We start from the raw sequence: 22,221 nt of genomic DNA on the forward strand, positions 1-22,221 counted from the left end.
TAAAAACAGGAGTAAAATAGAGTAATAATTCTAAACCACCCTTTGTAGAATGTTTTAATAAAACCACAATTTTTTAGTGTTTAATTTTAGAGAAAAATATCAATGAGAAAAGCTAAAAACGATTGTAACCAAAAGAAACAAAGTAATACAAACACAACAAAACCATTTCATCCAATTGATTTGTATAAAGTTATTAGTTAAGCAACCTTAAATCAACCAAGTATTTGCTCTAAAATAATTTCTTTTTTACAAACACAAGCACTAATAAAACACTTGAAGAACAATATGCTACACACATTCATATTTCAAACGTAGATATCTCTATTTCATCAGGATTAACATTTTATCGACATGCGATTGTGTATTGATGCATATAGGGCGAAACGTTGCAGTTATTTTATTTATCACTTAAATTTAAACAAATAATAAGAAAAATAGATCGTCAGTGTTGTATTTGCATTTTTGTCACATGAGGTGATTTATGTTCGGGATAGTAACAAAGAGCATTAGATCCAAACTTTCTATATCAATGGGGATTGCTGTTTTATCGCTCATTATCTTATTTCTAAGTTACGGAACACTAACCAAAAAGCTAAACAAAGGCGTAGATGATTTCGGTAATCAATTCCTTCCTTCTGTTTCTTTCGTCTTGAATGCAGACCGAGATTTATATCAAGCTTATGTTGCTCAACTTCATTATTTGCTTAGCCCGGGTCAAGACGATTTAAAAGACTTCAAAGACAATGCCAAGCAAGCTTATGACCGCATGATGAAGTTTAAAAAATTGATGGATGACCACCCTTTAATCACCAACAAAGTCAGTGACTTCGAAAACCGATTCAAAAAATGGGAACAGTCATCTAACGAGTTCTTCAAACTTGTTGACAGTGGCAACACCAAAGATGCTGAGGCATTACTGGGTTCAACAGTTTCTGATGATTTTCAGAGCCTACGAGATCTCTATGATATTGCCAGCCAAGAGTTAGATTCACAGGCCAACGTCGAAGTGACTGAATTCTCAGAAGAGACTTTAAAGATGGAAGTCTATATGCTGATTTTCGTTGCTTTCATCATCATTCTTACTGGTGCACTTAGCTATGTCGTTCCTAAAGTGCTGGTCAGCAGTGTCAATGATCTCACTCGACGTATCAAAGAAATCAGCGAAGGAGATGGTGACTTAACACAGCGCATCAACTCTAAACGCACCGACGAACTGGGTAAGCTGGCTTCGGCATTTGATGACTTTGTGGCTAAGCTACAAACCCTAATTTCTGAAATCTCATCAAGCAGCACGTCGTTGGAACACAATGCAGTTCAACTTACAAATACTCACGAAAATGCTCAACGCGTAAGTAATGAACAAACGAGAAGCATTGAGCAAATTGCTGCAGCAGTGAATGAATTCAGTGTATCCATTCGCGAAGTGGCAGAACGCACGCTAAGCACAGCGAACGAAACGGATCACACCGCCGAGCTTACCACTCAGGGTATGAAAATCATTGATAACTCGGTAGATGAGATTAACCAACTCGCAAACTCCATCAAAAAAGCCAACCAAGTGATCGAGCAGTTGGCGAGCGAATCAAACAATATCGCTACGGTACTCGAAGTGATTCGTAACATTGCAGAACAAACTAACTTGCTCGCTCTTAATGCTGCAATTGAAGCAGCACGAGCTGGTGAACAAGGAAGAGGATTCGCGGTTGTTGCTGACGAAGTTCGATCTCTGGCAAGCAAAACACAAAAATCCACTGAAGAAATTCAGAACATGATCGACAAGTTACAAAGTGGTGTGAAAGACGCTGTGAGTTCAATCTTAGATGGTTCAAATCGTGTCGAGAAGAACGTTGAACTTTCAGTGAACATTCAGCAAATGTTCGAATCAATTCAGTCTTCTGCAACGATCGTTAGTGACATGGCAACTCAGATAGCCACTGCGACGGAGCAACAAAGCAGTGTGTCAGAAGAGTTAAGCACCAACCTAGAACACTTAAACGAGCAAAACCGAGTGAGTCAAGGTTTGTCTAACGAGATTAACGAAGTAGCGAAACTGGTAGGCAGTTCAGTTAATAAACTGTCTAAAGATGTGGGCCAATTTAAGGTCGGTTAACCCTCATTCCCGAGCATAGACAAAGGAGCACTTATCTGTGCTCCTTTTCATTTTCTCATCAATAATACTGGTAAAAAATAAGGGATTAGGAAGTATATGTACTTAGTTTCATGGTTATAATGACGTTATCTCCCATGTACTAAGGCAAAATGATGAAAGCAAACACACTCTCCCGCAGATTATCCACTTTGGGGCTACTATTCTCAATGTTTGTTAGCGCCTCTGTTCTTGCAACCGAAGCACCGTCAGTAGAAGCAACTAAACCCGCTAAATCACCGGTTCTTGATGTCAAAGTCAACTCAGTCAATGTTGAGTTAACCACCGTCGGTGAAGCCACTAAACAGTTAGCGGAAGCCATGCAAGCCTTGTCTGGCTCACTGGACACCTTAGCGAAAAGTGATGTGGAACTGTCGCCGGAGAACCAACAAAAGCTATCAGAAATGATTGGTAGTGCTACTCAGTTGACCAACTCTGTGAATACCATGCTGGAGACTATTCCTAACACGGCTCGCGAACTGCCTCAGGTTAACGACTCGTTAGCAGGAATTGCGCTTAGCCTTCAATCCATCAACAACGACGTTATCGAAATGCTGGCTCAGTATCCTGATTTTGTCAGCAACACTGAAAAGCTGTTTGATGTATCCAAAGACCATATTCCAAGCATTTCATTGAATGTGTTGGATAACGTAATGTGGAAACTGATAATTACCCTGATTATCGTGGTGTCTATCATTCTGCTTTTGGCGGTTGGCCTGCCAGTTGCTTTCATTTACGGCGTAGTGGCTAAACCCAAAAAAGCGCTGCTGGACAAACTGGAAGCTAAGCAATAGAAGCATTTAATAAATAGGAATACTGAACGCTAAGGCTGCTTCGTTATCGGTTCCATATTGCGAAGTGGCTTTTTCGGCATGAAGTACTCACAAGCTGCTCTCGTTGCAGAGGTAGGCTGCTCCCATGCACCACACAAATCTTTTTGATTGTCGGGCGTGCGGGAAAATTGTCGGCACTGTCCACATTTGTTCATGTAAGTTGTCTCCTTCAACTCAGCGAAAACTGTGTTTACCTTAGCGTCAACCCACCCACTCTACTTTGATCCAAAACAGACGAAACAGGCTTTGTGTTATTGGAAGAATGGCAACAAAGTAATAACGATAAAAAACGGTGGTCATTGACCACCGTTTGTACTTCAACAACATTTATTTGTTGTTCATCACTCTGCTATTTCGTATCTACCACTCGTTCGATTGCTAGAATCGGAATTTGCTCGGTTTCATCCGATCCGAAAGCGACAAAGCCTTCGCTTGCATTCTCAAGCATCAAGCTTAAAACACCTTGCTTACGAGCCATTTCAACAAGTTCTGTCACGTCTAACTCAACCCACTGTTTCTTGTCTTTGTCACTAATGGTTAGTGCCTGATTGGTTGGCAATGCCGTGCCATCAACATCATTCCATGTAACGTAACTTTCGTGCCAGTCGATATTGTCCAGTTTAAGTAAGTTGATGATTTGCTCTGTCGCGCCGCTAAAGTCACGGACATGAAGTTTCAACGTCGCTTTCTTAACTGGCGTATTCGTTAATCGTTCTAGGTTGAACTTAAGCAGTGATTTTGAAGTCTTGGTAGCGTTAGCATCTTGCGATTCTTTGTCGGTTATTTGACCGACATACAAATCCCAGCGAGAAACGATATCGAAGTTTTCATCTGCATAGCGACCGCCTTGAACTTCCGTATCCGCTGCGGCTAGCAGTTCAAATTCACTTTGACTCGCTAACACTTTCTGTTGCTGTACTAACATTGAATGACGAGACGAGTTATCAATCTTCTCATCCCAAGCAAACGTCAGTGTTTTTCCAGTATCTGCCTCACCACTCGGAGTCAGAACTGAATGCGTTACATTTCCATACTTAGCAGACACAAGCGTCAGCTCAAGCGGCGCAAAACTTTGACCTGGAGTGGACACGCTCAAGGTAGGCTTTTCACCGCTTTCATCAAGGATAAGCACAGATGGAAGGTTGGCTTTAACAAAGGTTCCTTCACCCAGCTCTACTTCCCCTGCTTGGTGGAAAACAATGCCCGTCACATTCAAACCTTTATGTACAACCGCTTGAAGCTTCTCACTGTTTGCCAGAACCGATACCGGAATGTCCGAAGCATAAACCGCGACTTGTTCAACATTTGTTCCCGGAACAACAATGTACTGATAGTTTTGATTTTCGGGCTTGGAGCCATGACTGATCGACAAAGCAAACACTTCTTTACTTACTGATTCCGGCTTATTTGCAGTGCGAATCGAGTTCCAATCACCAGATTGTGTCTGATTGGAAAGCTTGCCATGCCAGTTTTCAGGGAACACGTAACCTACGTTGTCGTGGTGAACCCATTTAGTGTCAGTAAGCGCACGTTGCCCATGTTCAATCGTCTTTCCATCAACCGTGACCTGCCCATTGAGCAGAACTTGGTTAACAGAGGTATTGACGTTTTCATGGTTGGTTGAATAGATACCTGCGCCAAGTGCAACCACTTCGTCCGAGAAACTAAACCAAGCTTTCTTGGCTTTTGTTCTTCCTTTCCCTTCACCGTACTTGTAGAAATTTGGCTGAGTTGAATGGGCCGTTTCTGCATGGCGTATGTTGATATCCATATCCATCACGGTAACGCCAAACTTGCCGTTAGACACGCCACCAACAAATGACACATCCGGCTGCATGATGCGACCCCAATCTGCGGCTTGTCCTACGTATTCAGGTGCAGTAACACCCGGTACAAGTGTCCAGTCCCAAACAGGAAAGATATTGTGATACTCGTTACCACGTTGCAACAGGAAGGTACTGCCGAATCCTAGCCAGAATCCTTTCAAGTTTTCGCCATTCCCCGCTTCGGCAGGTTCAACACGTTGCGAGTTCATACCGATACTGAACATATGCCCGTCGGCAGATTTCACTGAATAGTCACTGCGCCAGAAGTGCTTAAAACCATTCAAGCCTGAACCGGCATCTCCAAACTCATGGCGTTTAAAGTTTTCCGCATCCTTAGCACGTTCTGGAGCCCATTTCGCAATCAAATCCATAGGTGTGTTTTCAGGAAGAGCCTTTGCAGCCTCCGCCATGTATTCCGTGGCTTTGACTCGGCTAATTCCTCGGCTCATTGTGTTGTAGTCCCACTGTCCATGACGTTTGGACCAACGCTGTCCATCCATCATGTACGACACGAGAATCTCTGTTTTTTCTGCCGAAAACTGCCATGGTAAGCCATCCACAAAGCTCGCCCATTTGGCTGCGGCACCAAACCATACCGGACCGTAACCCGAGGTATAAAGCTGTGGACCGTGCTGATGGAACGAGTAATCGTGTTGAATACCTTCTGCCGTGCTAACCGTTATAGTGTCTTCAATATCTGAAATAGCTTTGCCGACCATTTCGGCATCTCCGGTGAGTAGACCTCTGTTTAACACCGCCAAAGCAATATCTGTTCGGTTCGCCGCTTTCGGAATCGGGCTGTTAGGGTTATTTGGAGAGAAATTTGGGGCATCAGGCAAATAGCGAGCAATACGTTCTAATAGAACGCTATCCAAAGCATCTTTAGCCATGACTGCACTGTAACCTATACGTTTTGGAATACCGATGTCGTGCCACCACCAGTTCCAACTTTTCGGATCTGCGTCTAACCAATATGTGAGTGCATTACTCACTGCTTTACCCAGTTCCGGTGTCGGATTTTTATTGTACTGTGCCGCTAGGACAACTAATCGATCCAAATGCAAGCTCGGCTGCCAGCCCGGCTTTTCAACTTGTTGATAATTGACATCCACCCATGAGCCTTGCTCTGAAATCGAAGCCAGATATTCATCACTCAATTCTGCCAGAGTCTTACCCTGCTTCTTCGCTGAAGCTTCTGAACTTGCAACGAAATCAGGTATCACCCTTTGCTTCAGTGTTGCAAAATCTTGGGCGTTAGCTTTTCTCTCCTTACGCTCAGTTGCATTGTTTTGAGTCACTTGGGTAGCGTCATTTACATTCTTTTGAGCCTCTGTGGAGGGAGTACTCTCTTTACAACTCATCACCGCCATTAACGAAATGGCTAAAAGTGAATATTTGAAATTTTTCACGTTTTATCCTTATTTATTAACCAGTTGACAAACTGGAACACATCATAAAAAGGAAGCTAAACCGTACGTTACTGACTCTTTGGTTTTCTGAGACTGATTATGAAAATTGGTTAGATGTTCAATAAATAACTGCGAAGCATATTCAATCAAAATCAGCATTGCCAAGTTAGCCATGTAGTATTAATTTGATTGCATAAAATGCGGTTTCACAGCTCACACCCTTTGTGAATAATGAGTGCAATAAAGCCCTTAATGAACATAAACTTATACGATTCAGTTAATTCTTGGACTTCTAAGGAGCCTGTTATGAAATCACTCGGCGCATTGTTGCTCCTACTTCCGATGCTTGTTGCTTGTACTGCTGACGAAGGCTCACAAGCTCTCGGGACTCTAGAACGAGACAGAGTAACCTTTTCTGCCACCAGCAATGAAATCATCAGAGAGCTTCCAGTGAAGGAAGGTAGCCAAGTAAAAATAGGCGACATCTTGGTTAGGTTAGATAGTACCAGCCAAGAAGCGATGCTTGCCCAAGCCATTGCCCAGCAAGCAAAAGCCAATGCTTATCTGACCAAACTGACCAATGGTGAACGACCAGAAGATATCGCGGTAGCACAAGCTAAAGTCACCTTAGCAACGGCAAAATTGACTGAAGCCAACAAAAACTATCGCCGAAAAGCAGAACTGGTGTCGAAAAATCTCATCAGTGAATCTGAAAAAGATACAGCCCTGTCTGCCAGAGATTCAGCCAGAGCCGAACTAGACTCGGCGAAAGAAGAATTTGCAAAACTCACCGCAGGTGCTCGCGTAGAAGATATTGAGCAGGCGAAAGCTGAACTTGATGCAGCGATTGCTAACTCTGCTGTGCAACAACAGAAGCTCGACGAGTTGACCATTGTATCCACGCGTGATGGTGTGCTTGATAATCTGCCTTACAACTTAGGGGAACGGGTTTCTGTCGGCAGTATCGTTGCTGTTGTGCAAGCGGACAATTCGCCGTTTGCTCGTGTATACGTACCAGAACCTTTTCGGGTTAAGTTAACACAGGGAACAAGCTTACAAGTGCATGTGGATGGTGTAGAACAAACTTACCAAGGCACTGTGCGCTGGATAGCGAATGAACCTTCATTTACGCCTTACTACGCGCTGACAGAAAATGAACGAGCGCGATTAATGTATCTGGCAGAAATTGATTTATCCGATGATGCGCAAAACTTGCCATCAGGCATTCCCGCTCAAGTAGATTTGCCCTAGGAGCGATGATGACGGATTACGCAATTCACGCAGAGCAAGTCGTTAAAAAATTTGGCGATTTTACTGCAATAGAAGGCATCAATTTAAGCGTCCCAAAAGGCAGTATATATGGCTTTTTAGGCCCGAATGGCTGCGGTAAATCAACTACCATCCGAGTGCTCACCGGCTTACTTAGCCCGACTTCTGGTTCTGTTAATGTTTTGGGCTTAGAGATTCCCAGACAATCAGAACAACTGCGTTTGAAAATTGGTTATATGACGCAAAAATTTTCTCTCTACGACGAACTCACCGTTGAGGAAAATTTGCAGTTTATGGGGCAGATTTTTGGTATGAACCGAAAAGCGCTCACACAACGAACCAACGAACAGCTAAAAACTTACGGCTTAGATGAACGCAGAAAACAGCGTGTATCAAGTATGAGTGGCGGACAAAAACAACGTCTCGCTCTCGCAGCAGCCACTATGCATAATCCTGAGCTACTGTTTCTGGATGAACCGACCTCTGCGGTTGACCCTGAAAACCGCCGCGAGTTCTGGGAACAGCTATTTGATCTCTCCTCTCAAGGCACAACCATTCTAGTTACTACCCATTACATGGACGAAGCGGAACGCTGCCATAGGCTTGCGATTATGGAGTCTGGTGAAATTCGCGCTGATGACGAGCCGGAAAAACTCATGCAGCAAATGGGCGTGAATATTGTTGAAGTAAAAGCGCCGAATCTTCGCAAACTCAAAGAATCGTTAACATCATATCCGCAAGTTCGCTCAGCGGCGCAACTTGGTGTTCGACTGCGTGTGCTTATTCATCGCGAAGTCACCCATCCAATCGAATGGCTCAAATCCGTCGAACCGAGTTTAGCCAACGCCGAGCTGACAATTGCCCGCCCTAGCTTGGAAGATGTATTTGTCTCAGTCACAGGGAAAGGCCGCCAATGAATAGTCTGTTTCGAATGAAAGCCGTAATGATCAAGGAACTGCGCCAGTTATCCCGTGACCGTATCACGTTTGGCATGGTGGTCATGATTCCTCTGATTCAGTTGTTGTTATTTGGGTTTGCCATTAATACGGATGTTCGCAACATCCCCGTTGCTGTCGTCGACCAAAGTCAGAGCGCATTTGGGCGCTTACTTACAGAATCAATCAAAGCGACCCAAGTGGTTACTGTAACTAAGCAGTACCCGACCGCCAAACATGCAGAGCAAGCCATTGAACAGGGAGAAGTTCGTGCGGCTTTGATCTTGCCAAAAGACTTACTTCAACGTTTGCAGCAAGGCAGAGAATTGGGACAATGGTTGGTCGATGGTTCGGACACCATTATCGCAGGATCTATCCTAGGTCTTAGAGCCATGCCTCTCACTGATTTTGATTTCAAAATCAAACCTGCAAGCACGTCCACATTTGAGGTGACTTTGCTGTATAACCCGAGTCGCCGCTCGGCCGTCAATATTGTTCCCGGTCTTTTGGGCGTCATATTGACCATGACGATGATCCTCTTTACCAGCGCTGCAATCGTTAGAGAAAGAGAACGAGGCAATTTGGAACTGCTGATCACAACGCCAATACACCCTATCGAACTGATGGTTGCGAAAATTGTTCCGTATATCTTTGTTGGTCTGATTCAGGTGTTCATTATTCTCGGCTTAGGGCACTACATTTTTGCAGTACCCATTAACGGTGATATCAGCCAGATTTTATTTGGTACCTTGTTGTTTATTTCCGCAAGCTTAACTCTCGGTTTGATGATTTCAACGCTGGCAAATACTCAACTTCAAGCCATGCAAATGACGGTGTTTATCCTCCTGCCTTCCATTTTGCTTTCGGGTTTTATGTTTCCATATGAGGGAATGCCCGTCGCCGCGCAATGGATATCAGAAGTATTACCGGCAACCCATTTTATGCGCTTGATTCGGGGGATTGTGTTAAGAGGGGCAGACTTGACAGACCTCTGGAAAGACACGCTTTGGCTGGCAGGATTTACTTTATTAGGGCTGGTTATCGCGTCTTTGAGATTCAAAAAATCCTTGGATTAGCGCGAAGCATTATGTTGTGAGAATCTGTCGCAACTCATAATTGATTAATGCTTGCATGGTGTCTCAAACAACTTTGTGAACGATTACGCATTAGAAAAAATATGGGAGGATCTGCGTTGACTAAAAAATGAGCAGATCCTAACTTTTTTAATGGTCACATCGTTTACGGAGGTCAAAATGAAACGCGCGAGTAACAGCTACCGTTTGCAGCTCATCAAAGAAGTTGCTATCAGAACACAAGCATCCAACGCGGATCCTACTGACCCAATGGCTTGCCATATACGAGCAATCATGTCCGAACAACGTAATTCAGAACCTTTTAAAGATGTGAACAGCAAATTTAGCGGAGTGCACTTCGACGCTCACGCTGGTGGCTGGGTCAGTGATCTTTGGTCTTTAAAATAGGCCAAGTCTTTATTACATCGTCCTAAAACAATGGTTGTTGCGGGCTCTCGGATTCGGGAGCCCCTTCGTTTAATGCTTTGTTTTGCGCTATTTTTCGGCGATAACGTTGCCTGCACAGTTTGATGACGTGAATTTGCTGAGCTGGCGTCATCTCCAACCAACCAAATCTTTCTTCACGCTTGCGCATGCACCCTCTGCAATACCCTTTCTCGTCCATTGAGCAAACACCAATACAAGGACTGGGCACAGTAAAAAATTCAAGCTGCTCCATGAGTATTCCTTCTGTTCGGTGATTGAGTCATCAAGCCTTATCTTAAGCCTCAACGAGGTTACTTCTGGCTTGTGTTTACAGTTATAAGTATAGAAAAGGGAACTTTCAATCAACAAATTCTAACCAATCTGTGTGATTCAGCGATTCCTGCGCAAGTTTGCCCGATTCAGGTGCATTAAAGTGGTAAACAAAGTGATTTTGATCACCTAATCTTCATCCTATCAATAAAATTCGTCGATCATTATCACACAAGATATTTCTCTCACTGTTCAACTTCAATTTAATGGCCTAGATTTCATCGAAACGTTTCGATGAACTGTTTTTTTACCGTTAAAGCGATAAAAACACCTTGTTCCAAAGACAAAACATTTGCGATTACATAGGTAAAACAATGAAAAAAAGCGCCCTACTGAACTCAGAACTCTCTTACTTGACGGCAACACTAGGTCATACCGATGAGATCACTATTTGCGATGCTGGTTTACCGATTCCGGACGAAACACAACGCATCGATTTAGCCTTGACTCATGGTCTGCCGAGTTTCTTAGACACCGTTCGCGTCATTCTTTCTGAGTCTCAAATTGAAGGTGTCGTAATGGCCAGTGAATTTTCTCAGGTTAGCCCAGAGCTTCATGCTGCTTTACTTCAAGAACTCAAAAACGAAGAGTCACGCTGTGGCAAAGCCATCAATATTGCTTACGTGTCGCACGAAGAATTCAAAGTACGCACTCAAGATAGCCGTGCGGTTATCAGAACGGGCGAATGTACCCCGTACGCAAACGTCATTTTCCAAGCTGGTGTGGTTTTTTAATTCCATCTCCCACTCAACAATTGAGGAAAGAGCATGACTCAACCAATTTTAGCGCTAAGCAACATTGATAAAGCCTTCCCGGGGGTTAAAGCGCTCGACCAAGCCGGTCTGAATGTTTATCCCAGCCGTGTCATGGCGCTTATGGGCGAGAATGGCGCTGGCAAATCAACCTTGATGAAAGTGTTAACAGGCATCTACACCAAAGATGCCGGTGACATTCAATATCAAGGACAACCTGCGTCGTTTAAAGGACCACGAGATTCTCAGCAAGCTGGTATCAGTATTATCCACCAAGAACTTAACCTGATCCCAGAACTGACGATTGCTGAAAACATCTTTCTCGGTCGCGAAAAAACCAGCCCTATGGGCCGCATCCTGTGGAATGAAATGTATCAGCAAGCGGACAAGTTACTCGCTCGCCTGAACGTAAAATACAGTTCTAAAACTCAGTTAGGCGCGCTGAGTCTTGGCGAACAGCAGATGGTAGAAATCGCCAAAGCGTTATCGTTCGAATCAAAAGTCATCATCATGGATGAACCTACTGATGCGCTTACAGATACTGAAACAGAGTCGTTGTTCAAAGTAATCAACGAACTGCGTGAACAAGGTTGCGGCATTGTCTATATCTCTCACCGTTTGAAAGAGATATTTGAAATTTGTGATGACGTAACGGTACTGCGTGATGGCAAGTTTATAGGCGAATGCCCTGTTACTGACATCAACGAAGATGGCCTGATTGAAATGATGGTTGGCCGTAAACTTGAAGAGCAATACCCACGTATTGACGTTAAACACGGCGATACTTGCTTAGAAGTGATTGGTTTAACAGGCTCCGGTGTTCACGACGTCAGCTTTACACTCAAAAAAGGCGAAATCCTTGGTGTTTCTGGCTTAATGGGCGCGGGTCGAACTGAATTGATGAAAGTCATTTACGGCGCTCTACCTTCAGAACGTGGCGTAATTAATTTAGATGGACGCACTATAAACCCAGTCACTCCTCAAGACGGTTTGGCTAACGGTATCGCATATATTTCTGAAGACCGTAAAGGTGACGGCCTGGTATTAGGGCTTTCAGTGAAAGAAAACATGTCGCTTTGCGCATTAGATAAGCTCTCTAAAGGTATTCAGCTGCAACACAACGATGAAGCCATTGCAGTGGAAGACTTTATCCAGCTCTTCAATATCAAAACACCATCGAGAAATCAGATCATTGGCAATTTGTCTGGTGGTAACCAACAAAAAGTGGCTATCGCTAAAGGTTTAATGACCCGTCCAAAAGTATTGATTCTTGACGAGCCAACTCGCGGTGTTGATGTAGGCGCAAAGAAAGAAATCTATCAGTTAATCAATAAGTTCAAAGCAGAAGGCATGAGTATCATTTTGGTGTCTTCAGAAATGCCAGAAGTCTTGGGTATGAGTGACCGCATCTTGGTGATGCATGAAGGTCGAATCAGCGGCGAGTTTTCAGCTAAAGACGCCAACCAAGAAAATCTATTAGCGTGTGCCGTCGGTAAAACGGTGAACGAGGAAGCAGCATGAGTACTAACACTATGAATAAAACAAATTCTGTCAGCGAAAAGAAGTTGCTGAGTAAAGAATGGCTGATCGAACAGAAATCACTTATCGCTTTGCTGTTTCTGATCGTGGTTGTCTCTTTTTTAAACCCAAACTTTTTTACCATGGATAACCTGATGAATATTCTTCGTCAGACATCGGTAAACGCCATCATCGCCGTAGGTATGACGTTAGTTATTCTGACTGGCGGTATCGACCTGAGTGTCGGTTCTGTACTTGCTCTTTGTGGCGCTTTTGCCGCAAGCCTTATAGCTATTGAAGTTCCGGTATTAATCGCTGTACCAACAGCACTTATCGCAGGAGCTGCACTAGGGGCAATCAGTGGTTTCGTGATTGCCAAAGGTAAGGTTCAGGCGTTTATCGCAACCCTAGTTACCATGACTTTACTACGCGGTGTGACCATGGTTTACACCGACGGTCGACCAATCTCTACTGGCTTTACCGATACTGCGGATGCATTTGCATGGTTTGGTACAGGCTACATGCTAGGTATTCCAGTTCCGGTATGGTTGATGGCAATCGTATTTGCCGCAGCTTGGTACCTTCTAAATCACACTCGTTTTGGCCGCTACGTATATGCGTCAGGCGGTAACGAATCAGCGACACGTCTTTCAGGTATCAACGTAGACAAAGTCAAAATCGGCGTTTACGCAATCTGTGGTCTTCTTGCAGCTCTAGCGGGCATCATCGTGACATCACGTCTATCGTCTGCACAACCTACTGCAGGCATGGGCTATGAGCTTGATGCTATTGCAGCGGTAGTGTTAGGCGGAACAAGCCTACTGGGCGGTCGCGGTAAGATCATGGGCACACTGATTGGTGCTTTGATTATCGGCTTCCTGAACAACGCACTAAACCTACTAGATGTGTCTTCTTACTACCAAATGATTGCAAAAGCAGTGGTTATCCTGCTTGCAGTACTTGTAGACAACAAAAACAAATAACCCGTGAAACAACAGACCTAATTTCGGTTAGGTCTCCCCCAGCATAAGGAAATTAAAATGAAAAAATTGGCAACTCTGATTTCAGCTGCACTGTTATCAACCTCTGTTTCTGTCTCTGCATACGCGCAAGATACGATGGCAATTGTCGTCTCTACGCTGAACAACCCATTCTTCGTTACGATGAAAGATGGCGCAGAAGCAAAAGCAAAAGAGCTCGGCTATAACATTATCGTTTTAGATTCACAAAACGACCCAAGTAAAGAGCTTTCAAACGTGGAAGACCTTACTGTTCGTGGTGTGAAAGCAATCCTAATCAACCCAACGGATTCAGATGCGGTATCGAACGCAATTCGCATTGCAAACAACGCTAAGATTCCAGTATTGACTCTGGACCGTGGTGCAAGCCGTGGTGACGTAGTGAGTCACATTGCATCTGACAACATTGTTGGCGGCGAAATGGCAGGTCACTTCATCATGGAAAAAGTGGGTGAGAAAGCCAAAGTTATTCAACTGGAAGGTATTGCTGGTACTTCTGCGGCGCGTGAGCGTGGTGAAGGCTTTATGAACGCAGTTAAAGGCAGCCAAATGCAGCTACTTGCTAGCCAACCAGCCGACTTCGACCGCACTAAAGGTCTGAACGTAATGGAAAACCTACTAGCAGCGAACCCAGATGTTGAAGCGGTATTTGCACAGAACGACGAAATGGCACTAGGCGCACTTCGCGCAGTTCAGGCTTCTGGTAAAAACGTAATGATTGTTGGTTTTGACGGCACAGACGACGGTATTGCAGCGGTAGAACGTGGCAAACTGGCAGCAACGGTTGCTCAACAACCAGATATGATCGGTGCGTTAGGTGTAGAAACCGCTGACAAAGTACTGAAAGGCGAAAAAGTGGAAGAGTACATCCCAGTTCCACTAAAAGTTATCACTAAGTAATTGCGTATCAATACTTAATTGCTAATCACACCCTCTCCTCACGGGGAGGGTGAAAAAAGACAGCTTTAATGTTTTAAACTTTAACGTGTTAAGTAAATAAAGACTTTAAACCTCTCTTTTTTATTCCTAAAACACTGAGGACTTCTTCTATGAATAAGTTGGTGGTATTCGGTAGTGTCAATGCAGACCACGTTCTTCAAGTACCGACTTTTCCTCGCCCAGGCGAAACACTTCACGGCCGCAATTACCAAGTTATCCCAGGAGGCAAAGGCGCAAACCAAGCTGTAGCGGCTGCTCGTTTGAAAGCCGATGTCGGTTTTATTGCTTGTGTGGGTGATGACTCGTTTGGCATTAACATTCGCGAAAGCTTTAAAGTCGATGGCATTAACGTATCAGGGGTCAAGCTACAACCAAACTGCCCTACTGGTATCGCGATGATTCAGGTTTCTGACAGCGGTGAAAACAGCATCTGTATTTCTGCCGAAGCGAATGCAAAGCTCACCGCAGAAGCCATTGAGCCGCATCTTGACCAAATACGTAATGCACAATACTTCCTTGCTCAACTTGAAACACCGCTAGACGGTATTATCCAAGCCGTTCAAGTGGCAAAAAGTGCGCAAACTCAGGTGATTCTAAACCCTGCCCCTGCACGTGAATTGCCAGATGAACTGCTTAGCTGCGTCGATATCATTACTCCGAACGAAACTGAAGCTGAAGTGCTGACAGGCATCACCGTCTCCGACGATGAATCAGCACAAAAAGCGGCGGATATTCTTCATAGTAAGGGGATCGAAACTGTCATGATTACTCTCGGAGCCAAAGGCGTTTGGTTGAGTCAGAATGGTAAAGGCGTCATTATTCCGGGATTCAGAGTAAAAGCGACCGACACAACCGCAGCTGGCGATACCTTTAACGGCGCTTTTGTTACTGGCTTGTTAGAAGAAATGCCTTTAGAATCAGCGATTAAATTTGCACACGCCGCCGCAGCGATTTCTGTTACCCGTTTTGGCGCGCAAACCTCTATTCCACAACGCTCTGAGGTTGATGCATTCTTAGCTGAACAAAAGTAAAGGATACTGATGACATGGCAACAATGAAGGATTTAGCAAAACTCGCCGGAGTTTCAACATCGACTGTTAGCCATGTGATCAACAAAACCCGTTTCGTAAGCGATGAGATTGCGGAACGGGTTAACAAAGCCGCTCAAGAACTCAACTACGCTCCTTCCGCTCTAGCTCGCAGCCTTAAAATGAACCGCACCAAAACCATCGGAATGTTGATGACAACATCAACCAACCCATTCTTTGGTGAAGTGGTCAAAGGTGTCGAACGTAACTGTTACCAACAAGGTTATAACTTGATTCTGTGTAACACAGAAGGCGATCACGAGCGCATGAAAGCCTCAATCAATACCCTGCTGCAAAAACGCGTAGACGGTATTATTTTGATGTGTTCTACATTGGTGGGTGAACGTATTGATGAGTTTGAACGTTACCCAGATATCCCTGTCGTGGTGATGGATTGGGGGCCGATGTTATTTTCCAGCGATAAGATTCAGGATAACTCTCTGCTTGGTGGGTACATGGCCACCAAACATCTGATTGAGAGTGGTCATAAAGAGATCGGCTGTATTACGGGGCCTTTGAATCATCATCAGGCACAGATGCGTTATGAAGGCTACAAACGTGCGCTGCGTGAAGCTAATTTGGAAATACACCCTGAATGGGTCATGGAGTCGAACTTTGAGTGCCAAGGGGGCTACGACACGTTTATCAAGCTGATGAAGTTAAATTCGTTGCCAAGTGCTCTCTTTGTGAGTAACGACATGATGGCAATGGGTGTGATTAACGCAGCAAATGAAAACAACCTCTCAATTCCGGATGACATCTCCATCATAGGCTACGATGACATTCACATTGCCAAGTTTATGTCTCCGTCGTTAACCACCATTCATCAGCCTAAATACCGCTTAGGAAAAGCGGCTGTTGATACACTGCTTAAAAAGATCAATAAGCTGAGCAATGAGCCTGAGATTATTCAACTCGAACCAACACTTATCGTTCGTAAAAGTGTTAAGCAAATTTAGGAATTGTCTTACACACGGCAATTGACAACCCAACAATATTTATACATTTCAATAAGTAACAAGCAGATTGATGTGATTTGAGACTCAATCTATGACCTCATGCTGACAAAAACAGTGTTTTATTGACTATACTGAGCGGAATTTCCATATTCGGAGTGAATCATATGAAGCTGATTTCAAAATCGCTACTTGCAGCGGTAACGCTGCCTGTAATTCTAACGGCTTGTCAAAGTACTGGTGATGAAGTGCAAATTACGGCTCAAGACCTACAACACCACAACTGGGAACTTACTCAAGTTGATGGTAAAGACGTAGTGAAGAATGAACGCTTAAGAACTCCTAACCTAGAAATTGGCGAAAAAATGATTGCCAATGGTAACGCTGGCTGCAACAACTTTTTCGGCCAAGCGGAAGTGAAAGACAACAAGTTCCGTATTGAGAAAATGGGCAAAACCATGAAGATGTGTATCGGTGACATCATGGATACCGAACAAGCAGTTTCTCAAACGCTACAAGATTGGAGCGATATGACGCTAACGAAAGATTCATTGGTACTGAAAAACGATGTCCACACACTGACATTTAAACTTAGCGACCATATGAATTAAGCGTTTATAAACACATAAGTGAATCATAAAAAATAGCAGCCATTGGCTGCTATTTTTGTTTTCGGTTTAAACGCACATCTAAACGTCCGCTAGCTAAATACTAAGGCTTTCAGTGCTGACTCAGAATTGATATCTGCAAACTCTGGCGGGTTATCGAGACGATATTGGAAGTTCAAATCTGGAGCTTCAGCTTTCATTCCGTCAATCAGAAAATCACTGCTTACCATTGGCGAGTTAACGCAAGCCAACACTTCCCCTCCTTCCGTCAATAGTTCTGGAAGACGACGAAGAATTCTTTGGTAATCTTTAGTCAACGCAAAGCTACCTTTCTGAAAAGAAGGCGGGTCAATAACGATCAGATCATAAGGTCCAGCTTTTTTGATTTTCCCCCACGATTTAAAGATATCGTGTCCTAGGAAACTCACTTTACTGACATTGTGATCATTAATCAGATGGTTTTCTCGCCCTTTCGACAAAGAACCTTTTGCCATATCGACATTGACGACTTTATCGGCCCCACCCGCTATCGCTGCCACGGAAAATCCACAGGTGTAAGCAAACAAGTTAAGTACGTTCTTATGTTTGGCGTGTTCTCTCACCCAGTCTCGGCCTAAACGCATATCGAGGAACAAGCCAAAGTTTTGGTTTCTGCCAATATCAAGCTGATACTTCAAACCACTTTCAACCACAACAGGTCTTGAATTCAACTCTCCCCAAAGTACTTGGGAAGGAGCTCCGTCAGCGTAACGGTGTTGAAGCAAAATACAGCTGCCGTTTCGCTGTTGCCATAAGGATGATTGCGATAACGCTTGCAAACCTTGTTCGAGTGCTTGAAGAAACTCTTCTTCCACTTCTTTGAACAAGTTTACAACCAGTTGTCCCTGTAGCCAGTCACAAGTAATTTGCTCCAAGCCTTCCCAACGTTGACCTCGACCATGAAACAGTCGACGAACTTCATCAGGGGCTTGTGTGAGCTGAGCATTAAGCTCTTCAAAAAAAACGGGTAAAGCTGAAAGTTGCATAATATTACTTTTTCACTGTTGGCCAGTTAAGTGACCAAGGTTGTAACCATAATTCGATGTTTTGACTCACCACTTCGCTGTTCCATTTCTGCCCAAGGTACTCTTTTTCTCTTGGGTCACAGAGAAACTGAAAGGTTTCGCCAGCATAAATAAACTTAAGAGCAAAGGCGTGTAAATATCCACGGTCAGCTTCATCGGAAGCGTTATAAATAGGGTCACCTACAATTGCTGAACCAATCGATTTAAGCGCTACACGAATCTGATGCGTTTTTCCTGTGTGAGGCTTACACAAAAACAATCTCTCGCCTGGCTCTGCTGCGGCTGAGAAAAATTGGGTCACCGCCGGATTCTGCTGAGTCGCAAGCAGTTTCCAAGAAGCACGACGAGAGCGCTCCATATCCCCGCTGATCAGGCCTTGTTTTTTCTTTGGCTTCTTACTGCTAAGAGCTAAATAGAATTTTTCAACATCACGATGAGCAAAGGCTTGAGAAAGTTCGCTCGCTGCTTGAGCATTACGCGCAAGCAATAATATGCCTGACGTCATCTTATCGAGTCGATGAACTAAATAAAGCTGAGAATCACCGCTGACTTTGCCAACTTCTTGTAACAGCATGGTATCGCCATCATCTTTGTGTACCGAAACATTCGGATGCTTATTGATGACGATAAAATCAGGGTGAGTAAATAGAATATCGAACATGATGCCCCTCAATAATGGACGGCCATTATACTCAACTGAGACTAAAGGTCAGTAAAACATTATGTTGCCGCCTTCAGATAGACATAAAAGGATAGAGATAAAACAAAGGCCGCTAAAAGCGGCCTTATGAAATCAAACATCTTAATGATGCGAACAGCTGATTATGCGAAGAACACTAACAGCATCAGTACCGGACATACGAAACGCACGTAAGTCGGCCAAATTTTCCAGAACCAGCTACTCTCAATTTCTGGGTAGCCTTGCTTCAGTTCATTCAATACTTGGTTGCGGTTCCAAATCCAACCTGCAAGAAGCGTAATCAGCAGTGCAATGATTGGCTGTGAGTAAACCGTCGTGAATTGAATCACCAAACCAAATAGGCTTGAGAAGTTCATAACAATCACACCAGAGGCAATCGTTACCAAACCACCAATCCAAAGTACTGCTGTATTACGGTTCTGTTTTAGCTCTTCCGTCGCACAAGAAACCGGAACTTCTAGCATTGAAATCGATGACGTCAGCGCCGCAATGATCATCAGTAAGAAGAACACGACACCGACAATTGCACCAACCGCGCCCATGGTATCGAACATGGCTGGAAGTACAGTGAACACAAGCGTATCCGAGTTCAAAAGATCGCCAGATTCAGAGAAGATTTCAACACCGTGATTTTTAGCAACAAACATAGCAGGCAGAATCACTAGACCTGCGATAAATGCAACGCCAGTATCGATCAAAGCCACTTGAGCCGCAGTCTTTGGAATGTTGGTATCTTTCTTCAGGTATGAACCGTAAGTGGTCATTACACACACACCTAAAGATAGTGAGAAGAACGCTTGCCCCATCGCACCCACAATTAAAGAAGGCGTGAAATGAGAAAAATCAGGGATGAGGTACATCTTCAGGCCTTCCATCGAGCCTTCTTGAGTAAAGATGTAAACCGTTAGCAGAGCGAACAGAGCAAACAATACTGGCATCAAACGGGTTGACCATTTTTCGATACCATCGGCTACCCCGCTACGCACAACATACATAGTGATCGCCATGAATGACACCATCAGTACTAAATTGCGTTCAGTACCAAAACTGGTGAGCCAATGTGCCGCGCTGTCCATCCCAAGCAGAGTTAAGCCGCTGCCAAAGAACGAGCCAATCAACCAGCCTGCAACGATCGCGTAGAAAGCCAGAATCAAAGAGACAACGGTTAAGCCGACAACACCAAGCAAAATAGCGCCAGCTTTACCCTTAGGCCAAACAGATTTAAACGAACTGATTGAGTTCGACTGACCATAACGGCCAATGGTGAGCTCTGCTACTAACATTGGAAATGCAAGTAGGAAAACCATAAGCAGATAAACAAAAAGAAATACCGCGCCACCATTGCTGGCCGCCTGAGTGGGGAAACCCCAAACGTTTCCTAAGCCTACAGCAGAACCTGCTGCTGCCATGATGAAGCCAAATCGAGAGGTGAACTGCCCTCTAGAACTACTTGCCATAATTTTTATACCGATGTGTGTGTTTGCATTATATGTTTGTCGATAGCTACATTTGCGTGTAAATTTAATTTTACATAAACAAAAATATCAATAGATATCGAAGTGGTGGCAAGTAAAACAGTTTGAGAATAAAATTGGAAGCCCGAACAGACTAATTTATGGCATTCATGTCTATTTAATAGATTAAATGATGCTTTTTTGGTCTTTTTGTAAGAATTTATTCCTACATCATCTGCGCATCAAAAAGCATCCATCTACATATCTTTTACATTCATTTACGCTAATTTCTTTCTTCACATATGCTTTCGACTTAATATCAGCACTAGGTATTTTATATATAAGTGACTCATGGATAAGGTTTATCATTTCTTAACACTCGCAGGCATTGCTCTCTACTGGTTCCTTGTGGCCGGTGTCACTATACGTGTGGTACTTAAACGCAACGCAGTTAGTGTCTCTTTGGCCTGGCTGATGGTCATTTATATCCTGCCGATACTGGGTGTGATTTGCTATTTCCTTTTTGGTGAACTGAATCTAGGACGAAAGCGCGCTGACAGAGCGAAAGAGATGTTCACTCCGTTTGGTGAGTGGTTTAAGTCCTTAAATGCCTGTCAGGCACACATGCCTGAAGCCATGGGTGCACATATTTCTAAGATTGATGAGCTGTGTAACTACCGAATGGGTATCCCAGCGTTATCGGGAAACACCTTGTCACTATTGAATTCACCCAACGAAATCCTTCACTCCATCATTGAGGATATCGAACAAGCAAAGTCCACAATACGAATCGTTTTCTACATTTGGCATCCGGGTGGATTAGCCGACTCCGTTGCTTCCGCACTCATTCAGGCGGCGAAACGAGGTGTTGATGTCAAAGTACTTTTAGATTCCGCTGGTAGCCCTCGTTTTTTCCGCAGTCATTGGGAAAAGATGATGCGAGATTCAGGTATTCAACTGATTCAAGCTCTCGAAGTGAGCCCGTGGCGTATATTCCTGCGTCGTCTCGATCTTCGCCAACATCGAAAAATCATCGTTATTGATAACAAAGTGGCTTATACCGGTTCGATGAATATGGTTGACCCTGCCTATTTCAAACAAGATTCTGGTGTCGGTCAGTGGATTGACATTATGGTTCGGGTAACAGGCCCAACAGTAAATGTACTTTCTGCCATTCATTGCTGGGACTGGGAAGTTGAAACCGGAATACGTGAACTTCCGCCACAACCTGAATGCCAGATAAACCCGCTTCTACCTCAACACCCTGTTCAGGTTGTTCCTTCCGGCCCAGGGATGCCCGAAAATCTAATTTCTCAGGTTTTAACTTTAGCTATCAACCAAGCGAACGAGTCTGTGTGCATTACGACACCTTATTTCGTGCCAAGTGCTGACCTGCTATCAACCTTAAAAATGACGGCGCAACGAGGCATTAAAGTCGACTTAATCATTCCAATGAAGAATGACTCCTTTATGGTTCAATGGGCATCTCGATCTTTTTACGGCGAACTATTGGAAGCCGGCGTCACCATCCACAAGTTTTATGGTGGCCTCCTGCACACGAAATCCGTCGTGATTGATAGAAAGTTCTGCTTGGTTGGAACTGTTAATCTGGATATGCGCAGCTTGTGGCTCAATTTCGAGGTAACACTGGCTGTGGACGACCAAGAGTTCACTGAAGAAATGTACTGGTTACAGCAAGGCTATATGGAACAATCTCAGCAAGTTGAGTACGAGAACTGGGAAAAACGTCCCCTCGGGCATCGGTTCCTCGAACGTGTCTTCTACCTGTTTAACCCACTTCTTTGATCTTTTTGCCTTTGCAGGGTTGCATTTAAACATGTCTCCATGTTTTAAATAGTCAAACGATGCATTTAAC

The 22,221-nt window shown here is 44.0% G+C and carries 20 protein-coding genes; 14 read left to right on the plus strand and 6 right to left on the minus strand.

Going from position 1 to position 22,221, the window contains the following annotated elements:
• Nucleotides 1–481 precede the first annotated feature (481 nt).
• The gene (locus L3V23_RS00610) at nucleotides 482–2,110 is read left to right on the plus strand and encodes a HAMP domain-containing methyl-accepting chemotaxis protein (protein ID WP_237291785.1); all 1,629 of its coding nucleotides are present in this window, start codon (nucleotides 482–484) and stop codon (nucleotides 2,108–2,110) included.
• Between the two features lie 152 nt (nucleotides 2,111–2,262).
• A complete protein-coding gene (locus tag L3V23_RS00615; RefSeq protein WP_237291786.1) occupies nucleotides 2,263–2,940 on the plus strand; it encodes a hypothetical protein in 678 nt (225 codons plus the stop codon).
• A gap of 29 nt (nucleotides 2,941–2,969) precedes the next feature.
• On the opposite strand, the gene L3V23_RS00620 is transcribed toward L3V23_RS00615, so the two are convergent.
• Nucleotides 2,970–3,134 carry a hypothetical protein gene (locus tag L3V23_RS00620; RefSeq protein ID WP_167828594.1) on the minus strand — a complete coding sequence of 55 codons (165 nt, stop codon included), beginning with the start codon at nucleotides 3,132–3,134 and terminating at the stop codon, nucleotides 2,970–2,972.
• A gap of 194 nt (nucleotides 3,135–3,328) precedes the next feature.
• Nucleotides 3,329–6,214, minus strand: coding sequence for a polysaccharide lyase family 8 super-sandwich domain-containing protein (locus tag L3V23_RS00625; RefSeq protein ID WP_237291787.1), 2,886 nt, complete (start codon nucleotides 6,212–6,214; stop codon nucleotides 3,329–3,331).
• Between the two features lie 342 nt (nucleotides 6,215–6,556).
• On the opposite strand from L3V23_RS00625, the gene L3V23_RS00630 reads away from it, so the two are divergent.
• The 4 genes from L3V23_RS00630 to L3V23_RS00645 all read left to right on the plus strand — a co-directional run bounded on the left by L3V23_RS00630 (nucleotide 6,557) and on the right by L3V23_RS00645 (nucleotide 9,899).
• Nucleotides 6,557–7,465, plus strand: a complete 909-nt coding sequence (locus L3V23_RS00630) for an HlyD family efflux transporter periplasmic adaptor subunit (protein ID WP_237291947.1) — start codon at nucleotides 6,557–6,559, stop codon at nucleotides 7,463–7,465.
• 8 nt (nucleotides 7,466–7,473) lie between these two features.
• The gene (locus L3V23_RS00635; protein ID WP_237291788.1) at nucleotides 7,474–8,400 is read left to right on the plus strand and encodes an ABC transporter ATP-binding protein; all 927 of its coding nucleotides are present in this window, start codon (nucleotides 7,474–7,476) and stop codon (nucleotides 8,398–8,400) included.
• Entirely contained in the window at nucleotides 8,397–9,494 is a 1,098-nt protein-coding gene (locus L3V23_RS00640; protein WP_237291789.1) for an ABC transporter permease, read from the plus strand. The genes L3V23_RS00635 and L3V23_RS00640 overlap by 4 nt, the downstream gene beginning before the upstream one ends.
• 177 nt (nucleotides 9,495–9,671) lie before the next feature.
• Nucleotides 9,672–9,899, plus strand: coding sequence for a hypothetical protein (locus L3V23_RS00645; RefSeq protein ID WP_042482134.1), 228 nt, complete (start codon nucleotides 9,672–9,674; stop codon nucleotides 9,897–9,899).
• 22 nt (nucleotides 9,900–9,921) lie between these two features.
• Here L3V23_RS00645 and L3V23_RS00650 read toward each other — a convergent pair whose 3' ends face one another.
• On the minus strand, nucleotides 9,922–10,170 hold the full coding sequence (locus tag L3V23_RS00650; protein WP_237291790.1) for a DUF1289 domain-containing protein: 249 nt from the start codon (nucleotides 10,168–10,170) through the stop codon (nucleotides 9,922–9,924).
• 391 nt (nucleotides 10,171–10,561) lie between these two features.
• Between L3V23_RS00650 and rbsD the strand changes: the two genes are divergently transcribed.
• The 7 genes from rbsD (at nucleotide 10,562) to L3V23_RS00685 (ending at nucleotide 17,130) form a co-directional block, all read left to right on the plus strand.
• Entirely contained in the window at nucleotides 10,562–10,981 is a 420-nt protein-coding gene (rbsD, locus tag L3V23_RS00655) for a D-ribose pyranase (RefSeq protein WP_237291791.1), read from the plus strand.
• Nucleotides 10,982–11,014: 33 nt separating this feature from the next.
• Nucleotides 11,015–12,520, plus strand: a complete 1,506-nt coding sequence (gene rbsA / locus L3V23_RS00660) for a ribose ABC transporter ATP-binding protein RbsA (RefSeq protein ID WP_102953045.1) — start codon at nucleotides 11,015–11,017, stop codon at nucleotides 12,518–12,520.
• On the plus strand, nucleotides 12,517–13,500 hold the full coding sequence (rbsC, locus tag L3V23_RS00665; RefSeq protein WP_042482126.1) for a ribose ABC transporter permease: 984 nt from the start codon (nucleotides 12,517–12,519) through the stop codon (nucleotides 13,498–13,500). Before rbsA ends, rbsC begins: the two co-directional genes overlap by 4 nt.
• 57 nt (nucleotides 13,501–13,557) lie before the next feature.
• The gene (gene rbsB / locus L3V23_RS00670; protein ID WP_102941729.1) at nucleotides 13,558–14,436 is read left to right on the plus strand and encodes a ribose ABC transporter substrate-binding protein RbsB; all 879 of its coding nucleotides are present in this window, start codon (nucleotides 13,558–13,560) and stop codon (nucleotides 14,434–14,436) included.
• A 149-nt stretch (nucleotides 14,437–14,585) separates the two neighbouring features.
• On the plus strand, nucleotides 14,586–15,506 hold the full coding sequence (rbsK, locus tag L3V23_RS00675; RefSeq protein WP_042482122.1) for a ribokinase: 921 nt from the start codon (nucleotides 14,586–14,588) through the stop codon (nucleotides 15,504–15,506).
• A gap of 14 nt (nucleotides 15,507–15,520) precedes the next feature.
• A complete protein-coding gene (locus L3V23_RS00680; RefSeq protein WP_102953042.1) occupies nucleotides 15,521–16,522 on the plus strand; it encodes a substrate-binding domain-containing protein in 1,002 nt (333 codons plus the stop codon).
• Nucleotides 16,523–16,686: 164 nt separating this feature from the next.
• Nucleotides 16,687–17,130 (plus strand): META domain-containing protein, encoded by a 444-nt coding sequence (locus tag L3V23_RS00685; protein ID WP_042482118.1) that lies wholly within the window; start codon nucleotides 16,687–16,689, stop codon nucleotides 17,128–17,130.
• 89 nt (nucleotides 17,131–17,219) lie between these two features.
• On the opposite strand, the gene L3V23_RS00690 is transcribed toward L3V23_RS00685, so the two are convergent.
• The 3 genes from L3V23_RS00690 to L3V23_RS00700 all read right to left on the minus strand — a co-directional run bounded on the left by L3V23_RS00690 (nucleotide 17,220) and on the right by L3V23_RS00700 (nucleotide 20,348).
• Nucleotides 17,220–18,152 carry a class I SAM-dependent methyltransferase gene (locus L3V23_RS00690; RefSeq protein WP_102953041.1) on the minus strand — a complete coding sequence of 311 codons (933 nt, stop codon included), beginning with the start codon at nucleotides 18,150–18,152 and terminating at the stop codon, nucleotides 17,220–17,222.
• Between the two features lie 4 nt (nucleotides 18,153–18,156).
• Nucleotides 18,157–18,852, minus strand: coding sequence for a TIGR01621 family pseudouridine synthase (locus tag L3V23_RS00695; RefSeq protein ID WP_102953040.1), 696 nt, complete (start codon nucleotides 18,850–18,852; stop codon nucleotides 18,157–18,159).
• Between the two features lie 161 nt (nucleotides 18,853–19,013).
• On the minus strand, nucleotides 19,014–20,348 hold the full coding sequence (locus L3V23_RS00700; protein ID WP_102965953.1) for a sodium-dependent transporter: 1,335 nt from the start codon (nucleotides 20,346–20,348) through the stop codon (nucleotides 19,014–19,016).
• Between the two features lie 348 nt (nucleotides 20,349–20,696).
• Between L3V23_RS00700 and cls the strand changes: the two genes are divergently transcribed.
• Entirely contained in the window at nucleotides 20,697–22,151 is a 1,455-nt protein-coding gene (gene cls / locus L3V23_RS00705; RefSeq protein WP_102963334.1) for a cardiolipin synthase, read from the plus strand.
• Nucleotides 22,152–22,221 lie beyond the last annotated feature (70 nt).

The sequence above is a fragment of the Vibrio sp. A1-b2 genome (assembly GCF_021726015.1).
GTDB classification, from domain to species: domain Bacteria; phylum Pseudomonadota; class Gammaproteobacteria; order Enterobacterales; family Vibrionaceae; genus Vibrio; species Vibrio diazotrophicus.